The 14,774-nt window shown below is 67.6% G+C and carries 12 protein-coding genes; 9 read left to right on the forward strand and 3 right to left on the reverse strand.

Annotation, left to right across the window (positions count from 1 at the left end; translation table 11 throughout):
* Window positions 1–22: 22 nt before the first annotated feature.
* From BKA23_RS02965 to BKA23_RS02975, 3 genes are read left to right on the forward strand one after another with little or no spacing between them, the layout of a single operon-like run.
* Complete coding sequence (locus tag BKA23_RS02965; protein WP_145225334.1) at window positions 23–1,456, forward strand: lipopolysaccharide biosynthesis protein; 1,434 nt, start codon at window positions 23–25, stop codon at window positions 1,454–1,456.
* A complete protein-coding gene (locus tag BKA23_RS02970; protein ID WP_211841579.1) occupies window positions 1,453–2,718 on the forward strand; it encodes a glycosyltransferase family 4 protein in 1,266 nt (421 codons plus the stop codon). The genes BKA23_RS02965 and BKA23_RS02970 overlap by 4 nt, the downstream gene beginning before the upstream one ends.
* A 49-nt stretch (window positions 2,719–2,767) precedes the next feature.
* On the forward strand, window positions 2,768–3,511 hold the full coding sequence (locus BKA23_RS02975) for a CDP-alcohol phosphatidyltransferase family protein (protein ID WP_145225336.1): 744 nt from the start codon (window positions 2,768–2,770) through the stop codon (window positions 3,509–3,511).
* Between the two features lie 82 nt (window positions 3,512–3,593).
* On the opposite strand, the gene BKA23_RS02980 is transcribed toward BKA23_RS02975, so the two are convergent.
* Both BKA23_RS02980 and BKA23_RS02985 read right to left on the reverse strand, forming a co-directional pair.
* Window positions 3,594–4,754, reverse strand: coding sequence for a DUF1972 domain-containing protein (locus BKA23_RS02980; protein WP_145225338.1), 1,161 nt, complete (start codon window positions 4,752–4,754; stop codon window positions 3,594–3,596).
* Between the two features lie 31 nt (window positions 4,755–4,785).
* Window positions 4,786–5,208 (reverse strand): FAD synthase family protein, encoded by a 423-nt coding sequence (locus tag BKA23_RS02985; protein WP_145225340.1) that lies wholly within the window; start codon window positions 5,206–5,208, stop codon window positions 4,786–4,788.
* Between the two features lie 366 nt (window positions 5,209–5,574).
* On the opposite strand from BKA23_RS02985, the gene mfd reads away from it, so the two are divergent.
* From mfd to BKA23_RS03000, 3 genes are all read left to right on the forward strand, one after another.
* Entirely contained in the window at window positions 5,575–9,138 is a 3,564-nt protein-coding gene (gene mfd, locus BKA23_RS02990; protein WP_145228132.1) for a transcription-repair coupling factor, read from the forward strand.
* Window positions 9,139–9,222: 84 nt separating this feature from the next.
* On the forward strand, window positions 9,223–9,780 hold the full coding sequence (locus BKA23_RS02995; RefSeq protein ID WP_145225342.1) for a hypothetical protein: 558 nt from the start codon (window positions 9,223–9,225) through the stop codon (window positions 9,778–9,780).
* Entirely contained in the window at window positions 9,777–10,727 is a 951-nt protein-coding gene (locus BKA23_RS03000; RefSeq protein ID WP_246104421.1) for a nucleoside triphosphate pyrophosphohydrolase, read from the forward strand. The genes BKA23_RS02995 and BKA23_RS03000 overlap by 4 nt, the downstream gene beginning before the upstream one ends.
* 30 nt (window positions 10,728–10,757) lie before the next feature.
* On the opposite strand, the gene BKA23_RS03005 is transcribed toward BKA23_RS03000, so the two are convergent.
* Window positions 10,758–11,681, reverse strand: coding sequence for a LysR family transcriptional regulator (locus BKA23_RS03005; RefSeq protein WP_145225344.1), 924 nt, complete (start codon window positions 11,679–11,681; stop codon window positions 10,758–10,760).
* Between the two features lie 85 nt (window positions 11,682–11,766).
* Between BKA23_RS03005 and BKA23_RS03010 the strand changes: the two genes are divergently transcribed.
* The 3 genes from BKA23_RS03010 (at window position 11,767) to BKA23_RS03020 (ending at window position 14,766) form a co-directional block, all read left to right on the forward strand.
* Complete coding sequence (locus tag BKA23_RS03010) at window positions 11,767–12,738, forward strand: threonine ammonia-lyase (RefSeq protein ID WP_145225346.1); 972 nt, start codon at window positions 11,767–11,769, stop codon at window positions 12,736–12,738.
* A gap of 165 nt (window positions 12,739–12,903) precedes the next feature.
* Window positions 12,904–14,184 carry a phosphopyruvate hydratase gene (gene eno, locus BKA23_RS03015; RefSeq protein ID WP_145225348.1) on the forward strand — a complete coding sequence of 427 codons (1,281 nt, stop codon included), beginning with the start codon at window positions 12,904–12,906 and terminating at the stop codon, window positions 14,182–14,184.
* Window positions 14,185–14,226: 42 nt separating this feature from the next.
* Window positions 14,227–14,766, forward strand: a complete 540-nt coding sequence (locus BKA23_RS03020; protein WP_145225350.1) for a septum formation initiator family protein — start codon at window positions 14,227–14,229, stop codon at window positions 14,764–14,766.
* The last annotated feature ends 8 nt before the right edge of the window (window positions 14,767–14,774 follow it).

Below are 14,774 nucleotides of genomic sequence, written 5' to 3' on the forward strand. Positions count from 1 at the left end.
AGGTATCCCGGCAGTTCCCAGCATGGGCGAACAGCCATCGATCGTGTCCGACGGACAAGCCGTGGCCGACCTCGTGAGCGATTCTTCGATGGGGGCGGTCGACGCAGACGCGAACGCGGGGGAGGATGCGCCGACGGCGTCCGACGACAACCAACCGGTATGGCGCACGGTGGGTCGCAGCGCGATCCTGCGGGCGCTGGTGCTCCCGGTCAGCGCCATCCTCGGCATCATCATCACCCGCGTCATCATCGGCAATTACGGCCCGGGCGCCTTCGCGCAGTACGGCCTGCTTGTCGGTATCGGTGCCATGCTGCCGTTCACCGATCTCGGTATCTCCGCCGCGGTGGTCAATGCGCTCGCTGCCGCACCCAGCGACACCAAGCAGGAACACGTCTATCGCACCCTCGTCGCAGCCATCCGGGTGCTCGTCGCGTCGGCGGTGGTGCTGCTGGCGCTGACGGTGGCTCTCAGCGTCACCGGCGCGTGGCCGACGCTGCTCGGTGCCGGTCTCGACCCGAAGCACGGTTCGCTCGCCGCGGGTCTCTGCCTCGGTTTGATCGCTGTCGCGGTGCCGGTCGGCATCGGTCAACGGGCACTGGTCGGGCTGGGCAAGAACCACGTGTCGATCATCCTGCAGGGTCTGCAGTCGCCGATGGTCCTCGCTGCACTTCTGCTGGCCATCTGGGTCGGCATCGATGCCGGACCGTATGTCGCTGCCGTCGCCTACGCGGCGACCTTCGTTCTGGCGATCGTGTCGACGGTCATCGTCGCGCGGATGTTGCCGGGCAACTTCGGACGTGCGACCCGAGACGCCCCGCGGATCCGGTCGGTGCATGGAGAGAAGGTCTTCGACCAGGCGTGGCCGATGCTGGTGCAGTTGGTTGCGATGCCGATCGCGCTGCAGACCGACCGGCTGATCATCAGCCACGTCAACACGGTGAGTGACCTTGCGTCATACAACCTGGCGTCGCAGATGTTCACACCGGTCGCGCAGGTCGCGAGCGCTGCGGCATACGCGCTCTGGCCGATGTTCGTCCGCGCCCGCACCAGCGACGGCCCGCCTCCTGTGTCACCGCAGAAGACCGCCTGGCAGTTCTGCGGCGCGGCGACCGCGATGTGCCTGCTGATCTGCGCGGTGTCGGGCTGGCTCGCCAATCTCGCCTCCGGCGGCAAGATCAGCCTGTCGCTGTTGCTGATCGCGGTCTTCTCGGTGCTGATGATCCTGCAAGCGGCCAAGAATCCGCTCGGGATGTACATGACCGACGCACCCGGCCTGCGCTTCCAGGCGTACATGGTGATGCTCATGCTCCCGGTCAACCTGGTCATCTCGTGGGTGCTCGCCAAGCCCTGGGGGCCGGCCGGCCCGGTCATGGGCTCGATCGTCGGAGTGCTGCTGTTCCAGGTGCTGGCCAACGCGATCTACGTGCGCCGCGACCTCCGCCGGAGATTCGCATGAGAATGCCTCAGCGCCCGGTCCGGCGCTCTCGACGAAGTCACGGAGGAAGCGGCGAGCCCAGCGTTCTCATCGCTCATCCGTCCGCCGACCTGTACGGCGCAGACCTCCAATTGCTCGAGTCCGTCACCGGATTGGTCGATGCGGGCTGGCGCGTCGTGGTGGCGATGCCCGACACCGGGCCGTTGCAGGCGCTGCTGGAGCAGCGCGGCGCCGAGGTTGCGATTGCGCGGTTCCCGGTGCTGCGCCGCGCGTACGCCTCACCTCGCGGCATCGTCCACCTGGCCGGGGCCAGTGGCCGCGCGCTCCCGGCGCTGGTGCACCTGGTCCGCAGCGTCGATCCGGCGGTCATCGTCGTCAACACAGCCACCTTGCCGTGGTGGCAACTGCTGGCGCGGATCTGCCGCGTGCCGGTCCTGGTCCACGTACACGAGGCCGAGACCGAGGATCGCTGGGCGATCCGGTTCCTGCTCACTGCGCCGCTGATGCTCTCGACCTCTGTGGTGGTCAACAGCAGGTCGTCGGCCGCGGCGGCGTGCGACGCGGTGCCGCTGCTGCGCTCGCGGATACGGCTGGTCTACAACGGGGTTCTCGGACCTGACCACCAGCTCGACTCCGCTCCCGACGGTCCACTGCGCGCCGTTGTCGTGTGCCGGCTGTCGCCGCGCAAGGCACCGGATGTCGCACTCGAAGCGATGGCGCTGGTGCGTGCGGCGGGCGTCGACGCGGATCTGGAGGTGTGTGGCACGGCGTTCGAGGGCTACGAGTGGTTCGAGGAACAGCTCACCTCACGTGCTGAGCAGGTGCCGTTGACTGGGCACGTCATCTGGTCCGGTTACGTCTCGCCGATCTGGCCCGCGCTGCAACGAGCGCATGTGGTGCTGGCTCCGTCGTTGCGTGAGCCCTTCGGCAATGCCGTCGTGGAGGCACAGCTTGCCGGCCGTCCGGTGATCGCAGCCGCTGCGCACGGACACCTGGAGACGGTCGAGGATGGTGAGACCGGCCTGCTGGTCGCGCCCGGTGATGCGCAAGCACTCGCCGATGCGGTGGTCCGCCTCGATGCCGACCCGCAGCTCAGGCTCCGCCTGGCGCAGCAGGGGCGGCGCAGTGCCGAAGCCCGCTTCTCCGTGGCGCGCTATCGCACCGAGTTCGCCTCAGCTGTTGCTGACATCGCTCGCCGCCGGGTGCAACTCACCGCCGCCGAACCAACCACCTCAGACCCTCCCGCCACACGTGGGGCAGCAACGGCATCGAGTCACCGATGAGTCGGCTGAGCGAGCGATCGGCTGACCGCATCACCTCTGGAGTTCACGTATGACCGACACCGAAACCTTCATCGCGACGCTGCAACGGCTTCGTGGGTCGCAGAAGACCGCAAAGGGGGCGCCGGCATACTCCCGGTTCGTCAACCGCAAGGCCGGTCGAGTGCTGGCCGCGCTGAGCTACCGGGCCGGGCTGACGCCCAACCAGGTCACCGGCATCAGTGGTGTCTTTTCGCTTGCTGCGATCGTGCTGATCGCGACGGTGCATCCGGGGGTGCTGCTCGGCATCGGCGTCGCGCTGCTGCTCGCGATCGGGTATGCCTTCGACTCCGCTGACGGGCAGTTGGCCCGCTTGCGCGGCGGCGGCAGCCCGGTGGGCGAATGGCTCGACCACGTCGTCGACTGCGCCAAGATCTGTGCATTGCATCTGGCCGTGCTGATCTCGTTCTACCGCTTCGGTTGGCCTGGCGACGATCGCATCCTGCTGATTCCGCTGATCTGGACCTTCGTCGGGTCGGTCAGCTTCTTCGTCATCATCCTCAACGACCAGATCCGGCGGTCCCACGGCACGACGGCCGAGATGACGACCAGCGCGTCGGTCGTACGCAGCCTGCTGGTCGCACCCACCGACTACGGCGTGTTGCTGCTGATCTTCGTGCTGTACGGCGCAGGCACTGTCTTCGAGGTGATCTACGGATTGCTGCTGCTGGCCAACGCCGCGTATCTGGTGCTGGCGCTGCACCGGTGGTTCCGCGAGTTCAGCGCTCTGCCGGCGAAGCCCGCCAAGGGCCACTAGCGCGGTACATGCACGTGACGGCCGGGCGGCATCCTTGCCGCCCGGCCGTCACTTGCCATGCCGGTGTAAGAATTTCGAAACGTCAGTGACGCCAGGTGGATTCGCGACGGCGGCGACCGGAGAAACGGCCCCGCTGGGAGTTGCCGCGGGCCATGTCGTCGCACAGCGCTTCGTACAGCTTGGCGACGACGTCCCAGGTGTACATCGTGCCGACGCGGCTCTGCAGCTCGGTGCCGAGGTCCTGCATCGACTGTGGGCTCTGCTCGGCAGCATTCAGCAGAGCGGCCAGCGCGTCGGGGGAGTCGAAGAACTGTCCGTCGGCGCCCAGCACCTCGCGGTTGAAGCACACGTCATACGCCAGCACGGGGCTCGCGGCGCCCATCGCGCGCAGCAGTGACGGATTCGTGCCGCCGACGGAGTGACCGTGGATGTAGGTCGCGGCGTGGGCGTACATCTGGTCCAGCAGGTCCTGGTTCCACACACCGCCCATGAGGCGGATCCGGGGGTCGCTGGCCGCGAGGCGCTCGATCTCGGCGGTGTAGTCGCTGGCGTACGGCGCAGAACCCACCAGCACCAGCGGAAGCTTTGCATCGCTGCGCAGATAGCCCTGTACTGCCGGAAGGACGTTGTTCTCCTTCTCGAAGCGCGCGACAACGAGGTGATAACCGCCCTTGGTGAGGCCCTCGGCCTCCAGCAGATCGGTGTCGAGGTCGCTGAGGATCGGCGCGCCATACGCGATGCGTTCGGTGTCGGCCGCGAACTCCTCGCGGTAGTAGTCCGAGATACCGTCGGCGTCGGCGATGAGGCGGTCCGACCAGCGCACGGCCAGTGCCTCGGCGACGCGGTAGTACTTCTGGCCGGTGGGGCCCCACTTTCCGCGGCGCCATTCCAAGCCGTCGACGTGTGTCGCGACAGGGGTGCGGCGCAACCAGGTGAGCGGCAGCAGTACCGAGTTCGCCGAGTTGAACACGATCATCGCGTCGGCATTGCCGTGCCGAGCGTGGTGCGCCAGCGACAGGGCGGTGTGGCTGAGGGTCTCCAGCGAACGCCGCCGGAGCTTGGGCAGGTAGATCAGCTTCATGCCGTTGTGCTCGTCCGGGCGCTCCTGGCCCGGTTCGGTCCGGCAGTACACCGTGACCTCATGGCCCTGGGCGACCAGGCGGGTGCCGATCTCGTCGACAGCTGTCTCGAAGCCGCCATACCGGGCCGGCACTCCACGAGTACCCACGAGTGAGATGCGCATGTGCTGTGCCCCTTCCGGGGTGTTGAAATCGTCAGGAAGCAGTGATGCCGAGCACCGACCGCAGGTGCGTGCTCGACGTGTGTGCCGTGTAAGGCAGATAGAAGACCTCGACGCCGACCTTCGCGAACTTCCGTTCGAGGCGGTCACCCTTGGCGGTTCCGCGCCAGTCGTCGCCCTTGAAGATCACGTCGAACGGGTGGTCGGCCCAGACGTCGAGCTTGTCGGGGACGGTTTCGGCGACGGCCTCGTCCACGAAGTCGATGTGGCTGACGATCTCCAGGCGCTCCGAGAGCGGAACGACGGGTGTCTTGCCCTTCGCCATCAGCGTCATCTCGTCGGACACGACGCCGGCGATCAGGTGGTCACAGCGCTCACTGGCGCGACGCAGGATGTTCAGATGCCCGATGTGAAAAAGGTCGTAGACCCCGGGTGCATAACCAACACGCTTGGTCACTTGGGCCTCCGGATCGGTTTTCGACGGGTCCTTTACGGGTGTCCCTGACAGGTGTATGAAATGAAGTCTTGACGACTGTAAGGGAAAGTCTGGTCACTCGTCCAGTCAACGCAAAAACCGGCCCGTGGATGTGATGCAATCGACACAGCTCCTCTGTCGTGACAGTGCTGTCGACCCCGGATGGCCAACTTCCGCGCGGGTGTTCAGCTCTCACGGCGCCGTCAGTGGTGCCGGGTACTGTGAAGCACGCACCCGGTGGCCCCTCGGCTGAGTCCGGGCCTTTGTGCTGTCATCGTCAAGGAGCCTTCCGCTGTGAGCCTCGCGCCCGTTCTCGATCTGCTGGCCTCCGACGAAAGCGTCGGGCGGATGCTCGGGCATGTCGGCAACGCCAACCTGGTCGACGTCGCGGTCGCCCCTGGCGCGCGCGCAGCCCTGCTGTCCCTCATCACCGGCGCGACCGGTGGCGCACCGGCCAGTGCCGGGACGGATCACGCATCCTCGATGGTTCTTGCGGTCACCGCCACCGGCCGCGAGGCCGGAGATCTGGCCACCGCGCTGCGCAGCTTCATGCCTGCCGAGCGCGTCGTGGAGTTCCCCAGCTGGGAGACCCTCCCGCACGAGCGGCTCAGTCCGCGCAGTGACACCGTCGGTCGCCGGCTCGCCGTTCTGCGTCGGTTGGCTCACCCCGACTCCGAGGACGACACGTACGGCCCCGTCGACGTCGTCGTGGCCAGCGTCCGCGCGGTGATGCAGCCGATCGCCAAGGGCCTCGGCGACCTTGCTCCGGTGTCGCTGCGTGCCGGTCAGGATGCCGATCTGCCGCAGGTGGTCGCCGCGCTCGCCGGCGCGGCATACACCCGCACCGACCTGGTCGAACGACGCGGCGAGTTCGCGGTGCGCGGTGGCATCCTCGACGTCTTCCCGCCGACGCAGGAGCACCCGCTGCGCGTCGAGTTCTGGGGTGACACCGTCGAGGAGATCCGCTGGTTCAAGGTCGCCGACCAACGCAGCCTCGAGGTCTCCGAACACGGTCTGTGGGCGCCACCGTGCCGTGAACTGCTGCTCACCGACGCCGTTCGCGAGCGCGCCAGAGCCCTCGCCGCGCAGCTGCCCGGTGTCCAGGACATGTTGCTCAAAGTCGCCGAAGGCATCGCCGTCGAAGGCATGGAGTCCCTCGCCCCACTGCTGCTCGGCAGTCAGATGGAGACCCTGCTCGATGTCCTGCCGCAGGGGGCGCACATCGCGTTGTCGGATCCGGAGCGCGTGCGTACCCGAGCACACGACCTGGTAGCGACCAGTGCCGAGTTCCTGTCGGCCAGCTGGGCGAACGCCGCTGCCGGAAATGCGGTGCCCGTCGACCTGCAGTCCGTGCTCGGCACGGCGTCATACTGGTCGCTCGCCGAACTCCGCGACCACGCACTGACGACCGGCCGCGCGTGGTGGACCTTCTCATCCTTCGCCTCCGACGCCGAGCTGATCGAGTTCAGCGAGGACGAACTCGCCGGTGAGCGCGTGACCATACCGACGACCGAGGTGCCCGCCTACCGAGGCAGCACCGAGCAAGCCGTCGCCGACATACAGCAGTGGACCAGAGACAAACAGCGCGTGCTGATCGTCACCGAGGGTCCGGGCCTGGGGCACCGGGTCGGCGAGGTGTTGCGAGAAAACGACGTCGTATGCCGCCGGGCGGAGCACCTCGAGCCGGGCGTGGCCGAACTCGCGACCGGTTGTCTGGGCCACGGCTTCGCGCTCCCGACCAGTGACCTGGTGCTGTTGACCGAGAGCGATCTGACCGGCAGCGCCGGTCAAGGCGGGTCGACCAAGGACATGCGCAAGATGCCGTCCAAGCGGCGCAACGTCGTCGACCCGCTGCAGTTGCGCCCGGGCGACCACGTGGTCCACGAGCAGCACGGTGTGGGCAAGTTCGTCGAGATGATGCAGCGCACGATGGCCGGTGCCACACGCGAGTACCTCGTGATCGAATACGCCCCGAGCAAGAAGGGCCAGCCGGGCGACCGGCTCTTCGTGCCGACCGACCAGCTCGACCAGGTCACGAGGTATGTCGGCGGCGAGCAGCCCACCCTGAACAAAATGGGCGGATCCGATTGGCAGACAACCAAATCCAGGGCCCGGCGGCATGTCCGGCAGATCGCGGCTGAGCTCATCCAGCTCTATTCGGCACGTATGGCGACCGAGGGCCACTCGTTCGCACCCGACACGCCGTGGCAGCGCGAGCTCGAGGACGCCTTCGCCTACGTCGAGACCCCTGACCAGCTCAGCAGCATCGACGAGGTCAAGGCCGACATGGAGAAATCCGTGCCCATGGACCGCCTCATCTGCGGTGACGTGGGATATGGCAAGACCGAGATCGCGGTGCGCGCCGCTTTCAAGGCGATCCAGGACGGCAAGCAGGTGGCCGTCCTGGTGCCGACGACCTTGTTGGTCAAACAGCACCAGCAGACCTTCGCCGAGCGGTATGCCGGATTCCCGGTCACCGTGCGTGCACTGTCGCGTTTCCAGTCCGACCGTGAGGCCACAGAGGTCATCGAGGGCCTGCGCACCGGCGCGGTCGACCTGGTCATCGGCACCCACCGGCTGCTGTCCGGCGAGGTGAAGTTCAAGGATCTCGGCCTCGTCGTGGTCGACGAGGAGCAGCGTTTCGGTGTCGAGCACAAGGAGCAGCTGAAACAGATGCGCACCGCCGTCGACGTGCTGGCCATGTCGGCGACACCCATCCCGCGCACCCTCGAGATGGCCGTCACCGGCATCCGCGAGATGTCCACGCTGGCCACCCCGCCGGAGGAACGCCATCCCGTCCTCACCTTCGTCGGCGCGTATGACGAGAAGCAGGTCACCGCTGCAATCCGTCGCGAATTGATGCGCGAGGGCCAGGTCTTCTACGTGCACAACAAGGTCAGCTCCATCGAAAAGGCCGCTGCCCGCCTGCGCGAGCTGGTGCCTGAAGCGCGCGTCGTGACCGCCCACGGCAAGATGAGCGAGCATCGACTGGAGGATGTCGTCACCGGGTTCTGGGAGCGCGAGTCCGACGTGCTGGTCTGCACCACGATCGTCGAGACGGGCCTGGACATCTCCAACGCCAACACGCTCATCGTCGAACGCTCCGACATGCTCGGGCTCTCGCAACTGCACCAGCTGCGCGGCCGGGTCGGCCGTGGTCGCGAGCGCGCGTACTCCTACTTCTTGTTCCCCCCGGAAAAACCGCTCACGGACACCGCGCACGACCGGTTGCAGACCATCGCCAGTCACACCGACCTCGGCGCTGGCATGCAGGTGGCGATGAAGGACCTCGAGATCCGCGGCGCCGGCAACCTGCTCGGCGGTGAGCAGTCCGGTCACATCGCCGGCGTCGGCTTCGACCTCTACGTGCGCATGGTCGGTGAGGCCGTGGCCGATTTCCGCGGCGACGGGTCGACCCCGCCACCGGCGGAGGTCAAGATCGAGTTGCCCGTCGACGCGCACCTGCCGCACGACTACGTGCCCGGCGAGCGGTTGCGCCTGGAGGCCTACAAGAAGCTCGCCACGGTCGAAGACGAAGCCACGCTCGGTGAAATCGAGGCCGAACTCCGCGACAGGTATGGCGCTCCGCCCGAGCCCGTGCAGCACTTGTTCGAGGTGGCGCGTCTTCGCACGATCGCCCGCCGGGCCGGCATCAGTGACGTCGCGTTGCAGGGTCGCTCGGTGCGCTTCTCGCCGGTCGACCTGCGCGAGAGCCAGCAGTTGCGGCTCGAGCGCATCTACAAGGGCACTCTCGTCAAACCGGCGCTGCACCAGATCCTGGTGCCGCAGCCCAAGACGGCGCCGGTCGGTGGGCAGCCGTTGTGCAACACCGACGTGCTGAAGTGGGCCGCCCAGTTGATCGAGGCCGTGCTTCTCGACGATGTAGCAGCGGCTGCAAACGCCACCCAGTGACAGGTGCGGGCAACCTTGGTCCCGCTGTCCTGACCCGCCCTGGCATGATGAGTGCCGATCATTCGTCTGGAGAGGTTCTTACGTATGCCGAACATCCGGCGCGCCAACTACATCCGCGCCGCGGTCGCCGCGGTCACTGCCTGCTGCGCTCTGACGCTGACCGGTTGCGGCAGCGACAGCGTCATACACAACGGGAATGACGGCGTCAGCTTCGCCGGCGGTTCGGCCACCGCTGCCGATCTGCAGGCCGCTTCGGTGCAGATCACCCAGGCGCTCGGCCAGGGGACGATCACTCCGGGCGATGTCGCGACTGTTCTGGCGCTCGGCCCGGCCGCCGTCAAGCTCGGCCAGCAGCACGACGTGGCCGTCTCCGAAGCGCAGATCCAGAACGCCTATCCGTCGGTGAAGTTCAACCGGACCGCGCTGCAGGCGCTGCAGTCCAACGACCTGCTCAGCCAGTTGCAGACATCGGACCCTGCGGGTGTGACGGCGCTGCTGGCCTCGGCCAAGGTGAACCTCAATCCGCGATACGGCACCTGGATCGCCGGCCAAGGCGCCGTCGCAGCCAGTGAACCGTGGATCAAGTCGACCCCGAGCTCGTCCGCCCCGGCTGTCGAGCAGAACGGCCACCCGGCCCCGTGACCTCGGGCACAGCGGCGTCGCTGACGCTGCTGGTGACCAGTCCTCGAGTTCCTGCCGGTCTGATGTCTCGCGACGCGTGGGACGTCCTGGCTTCTGCCGCAACGGTTTTCGCAGCTGACGCCGACGATCCGGTGACGGCTGCAATCGCCACGTCGGGCGTCGAGGTGGCGGTTCTGTCAGCCGACACAGCCGAGCAGCGTGCCCGTGCATTGGTCGAATCCGCCGAGCATGCCCCGGTCGTCTGGATCGGCTCCCCGGACGCCGACCCCGGTCTGACCGATGCGCTCGCCGGTGAACTGACGCGCCTTGAGCAACCACCCTCGATCGAGGTGCTGGTCGCGTCCTGGGATCTGCCCGGAGCTCGCATGCTGGATGCGGTCGCAGTGATGGACACGCTGCGCTCACCCGGCGGCTGTCCGTGGGATGCCGAACAGACCCATGCATCGCTGAGCAAGTACCTGCTGGAAGAAGCCCACGAGGCCGTTGAGGCCATCGAGGCCGACGACTCCGAGCATCTGGCCGAGGAGCTCGGCGACGTGCTCCTGCAGGTCCTGTTTCACGCTCGGATCGCCGCCGAGAGCGATGCCGGCTTCGACATCGACGACGTCGCAGCCGGGCTGGTCGCCAAGATGCTCCGCCGCCATCCACACGTGTTCGCCGACGGTGAGGCATCCTCGCCGGAGGAGGTCGAGGCGGCGTGGGAGACGATCAAGGCCGAGGAGAAGCCCGAGCGCGATCGAGCCGATCTGCTGGCCGGGATCCCGGTCTCGTTGTCCACCCTGCTCATCGCCGACAAGGTGCTCGCCCGCGCCGAGCGCCGCGGCACGCCAGTGGCGCTCGATGGCGACGACATCGGCTCGCGATTGCTCCACCTTGTCGCTTCCGCGCGCGAGAGCGGCCAGTCGGCCGATGCCCTGCTGCGAGCACGTCTGAGGGCGGTCACCTAGTGCGGTGGGTCGCCCGCGACGGCAGCAGCCTCAGACCTGCTGCACCGCACCGGAGCTGAGTGCGACGGTCCTGGCCACCTCGGCAGCGGTTGTCTGCAGCGCGGTCACGGCGACATCGACCGCGCGCGGTCGTGGGGGAGCGCCATACGTGACGACCTGCACGCGCCTGGTCGCCGCCAACCGGGTGACGCGGACGCCCGGGTGACGATGCGCTGCCAGCGCGAGCCCCGGCAGGATGCTCACCAGATCACCCTCGGCGACCAGCGCCTGCACGGCGATGTAGTCGTCGGTCGCGAAGCTGATGTCGGGCTCGAAACCCGCGGCACCGCACAGATCCACCAACTGTGCGCGGCACCGCTGACAGCCGGCGACCCAGCGAGTCTCTCGATGAGCGCGCAGCGCGCGGTCCGCCCGTCGTGACGGTGTGCCGGTCGGCTCGACCAGATAGAGGTGATCGTCGGCCAGCGTCGTCGAGGTCAGTTGTGGTGACGGCTCGTCATCGGCATATGTGAACGTCACCGCGACGTCGATGGCTCCGGCCCGCAGCATCGCGATCGCGTCGGGCGGCTCGGCCTCCACCAGTTCGACGGCGACGCCGGGTGCACCCGTGCGCAGACGTGTCAGCATGGCGGGCACCAGCGTCGCGGCAGCTGAGGGAAATGTACCCAATCGCACTCTGCCCGAACGTAATCCGGCCGCCGCCTGCAGTTCGTCCTCGGCACGCTGCGCGAGGGCGAGGATCTCTTGCGCACGTGTGGCGAGCGCCTCGCCCTCAGCTGTCAGTCGGACGCCGCGGCCGACTCGCTGCAGCAGCACGGTGCCGGTCTCCGCCTCCAGCCGCTGCAGGTGGTGGGAGATCGTGGGCTGACCGTAGTGCAATTCGTCGGCGGCAGAGCTGACAGAGCCGGTCCTGGCGACAGCGACGAGAGCCTGCAGACGGCGAAGATCGAGCATCTCGCATATATATCGAAGATGTCGCTGGAATTGCAATAATCAATCTATTGGACTGATACGACGGTCGGCCTTCACACTGGCTGTCATGACAGCGCTGACCTTTGCCGGAGTCCTGCAGGCCGCTGACGCGATCGCCACGGAGTTGCCGCCCACGCCTTCGTGGAGCTACCCGGCACTCAACGCCACTGTCGGCTGCGACATCGTCGTCAAACACGAAAACGTCCAGCCCACGGGCGCTTTCAAGGTTCGAGGCGGTGTCTCCTTCATCTCCGGGCTGAGCGAGCAGGAGCGTTCGCGCGGGCTGGTGACCGCGTCGACCGGCAATCACGCTCAGAGCGTGGCGTATGCCGCGCGGCTGGTCGGAGCACAGGCCACCGTCGTCATGCCCGAGTCCGCGCCACAGGAGAAGGTCCTGGCCACGCAGCTTCTCGGCGCGACCGTCGTGACCTTCGGCGGCACCATGGGGGAGTCGTGCGACCACGCCCGCGAGTTCGCCGCCAGCACCGGCATGCGCTTCGTCAGCCCGGGTGACGAGCCGGCCATCGTGCACGGGCACGCGACCATCTATCTCGAACTGCTGCAGCGCCATCCGGACCTCGAGGCGATCTACGTGCCGGTCGGCAGCGGCTCCGGTGCCGCCGGCGCCTGCGTGGTCCGCGACGCCATCGCCCCCGGCTGCCGCATCATCGGTGTGCAGTCGCAGCTGGCGCCCGCGGCATACAACTCGTGGCGATCCGGCCAGGTCGAGTCCGCGGAGTGCCACACCCGATTCAGCGGTGTCGCGACTTCGCGCGGATCGGCGCTGCCACTGTCGGTGATGCACCCGCGACTGGACGACTTCGTGCTGGTCAGCGACGAGCAGATCACCGACGCGATGCGCCTGCTGGCCGGCACCGCGCACACCCTGGCCGAGGGTGCGGCGGCCGCCTCGCTGGCCGGTCTGCTGCGCGACGAGCATCGCCCGCAACGCTGCGCGGTCGTGTGCACCGGCGGAAATGCCGACGCCTCCGAGCTGGCCGATCTGGCGGCGAGCAGGCACCTGGCCGCGGCCCTCTGACGTCGGGCCGCGAACCGGCTCGCGTTGTTACTGCCCAGTCCGCGGGTCGCTCCCCGCCCTGCGGGCACAAGGCGGATAGGCTCCACGACGTAGGCCGTAGGCTCTTTTCCGGATGCTCTGCGCTGCCGGACAGCCCGATCCACCGATGCTCCAGGAGACACGCACGTGGCCACGATCGACGCCCTGCTCGCCCGCGAGATTCTCGATTCGCGCGGAAACCCCACGGTCGAGGTCGAGGTGGCCCTCGACGACGGCACCGTCGGGCGCGCGGCTGTTCCCTCCGGCGCCAGCACCGGGCAGTTCGAGGCCGTCGAGCGTCGTGACGGCAACAAGAACCGCTACCTCGGCAAGGGTGTCGAAGACGCCGTCGACGCGGTGGCCGAGGACCTCGCTCCGCATCTGCTGGGCTACGACGCGAGCGAGCAGCGCCTGGTCGATCAAGAGATGATCGCGATCGACGGCACCGACAACAAGGGCAAGATCGGCGCCAACGCGATCCTGGGCGTCAGCCTGGCCATCGCCAAGGCCGCCGCCGACTCCGCCGACCTGCCGTTGTTCCGTTACGTCGGTGGCCCCAACGCGCACCTGCTGCCCGTGCCGATGATGAACATCCTCAACGGTGGCGCCCACGCCGACTCCAACGTCGACATCCAGGAGTTCATGATCGCGCCGATCGGCGCCGGCTCCTTCCGCGAGGCGCTGCGGTGGGGCGCTGAGGTCTACCACGCCCTCAAGAAGGTGCTGCACGACAAGGGTCTGTCCACCGGATTGGGCGACGAGGGTGGATTTGCCCCGAACCTGGAATCCAACCGCGCTGCGCTGGACCTGATCCTCGAGGCCATCAAGGCCGCAGGTTACGAGCCCGGCAAGGACATCGCGCTGGCGCTCGACGTCGCCGCGAGCGAGTTCTGCGCCGACGGCAGCTACACCTTCGAGGGTGCGCAGAAGTCGGCCCAGGAGATGACCGACTACTACGCCGACCTCGTGGCGAACTACCCGCTGGTGTCCATCGAGGACCCGCTCGACGAAGAAGACTGGCAGGGCTGGAAGACCCTCACCGACGCGCTCGGCGACAAGGTCCAGATCGTCGGCGACGACCTGTTCGTCACCAACCCGACCCGCCTGCAGCGCGGCATCGACAGCGGCACCGCGAACGCGCTTCTGGTCAAGGTCAACCAGATCGGCACCCTCACCGAGACGCTCGACGCTGTCACCCTCGCCCAGAGCAACGGCTACCGCTGCATGATGAGCCACCGTTCCGGCGAGACCGAGGACACCACGATCGCCGATCTGGCCGTCGCGACCGGCTGCGGTCAGATCAAGACCGGTGCTCCCGCCCGCTCCGACCGTGTTGCGAAGTACAACCAGTTGCTGCGCATCGAGGAAGAACTCGACGACGCCGCGGTGTATGCCGGCGCCGGTGCCTTCCCCCGGTTCCGCGCCTGATCGCAGCATCGACATACCAATGGACCGCCGGAAGGAGTGGACATGACACGGGACGCCCGCCCAAGCGGCCGCAACCAGCCTCGTTCGTCCACCCGTCCGGCGGTCAACCGGCCGGTCTCCGGGCGCCCGTCGGCCCCTCGGGGCACGCAGACCAAGCCGTCGACGAAGCCGGCTCGTCGTGCCCGGGTGACAAACTCCCGGGTGAGCCGCACCCCGCGGAATCCGCGCTCGATGCGGCGGCTTGCGGTCATCGGTGTGCTGCTGGTCTTCCTGGCCGTCGTCATCACGCCGACGCTGCGCGCCTATCTCGCCCAGCGCTCGCAGATCGGCCAGTTGACTCAGCAGGTCGCCGCCCAGCAGGCCAACATCACCTCGTTGCAGAACCAGCAGAAGCAGTTGAACGACCCCAAGTACATCGCCGCCCAGGCGGGCGCACAGTTGGCATTCGCCAAGCCGGGTCAGACCCTGACGATCTACGTCACCACGGAGCCCAGCGCAGCGGCGAAGGCGGCCGCAGCGGCCAAGAAGGCCACGTGGTACGGCTCGCTGTGGCAGTCGGTCGTCAACTCCGGCAAGCACTGAACGCGCTC

The sequence above is a fragment of the Rudaeicoccus suwonensis genome (assembly GCF_007829035.1).
Taxonomy (GTDB): domain Bacteria; phylum Actinomycetota; class Actinomycetes; order Actinomycetales; family Dermatophilaceae; genus Rudaeicoccus; species Rudaeicoccus suwonensis.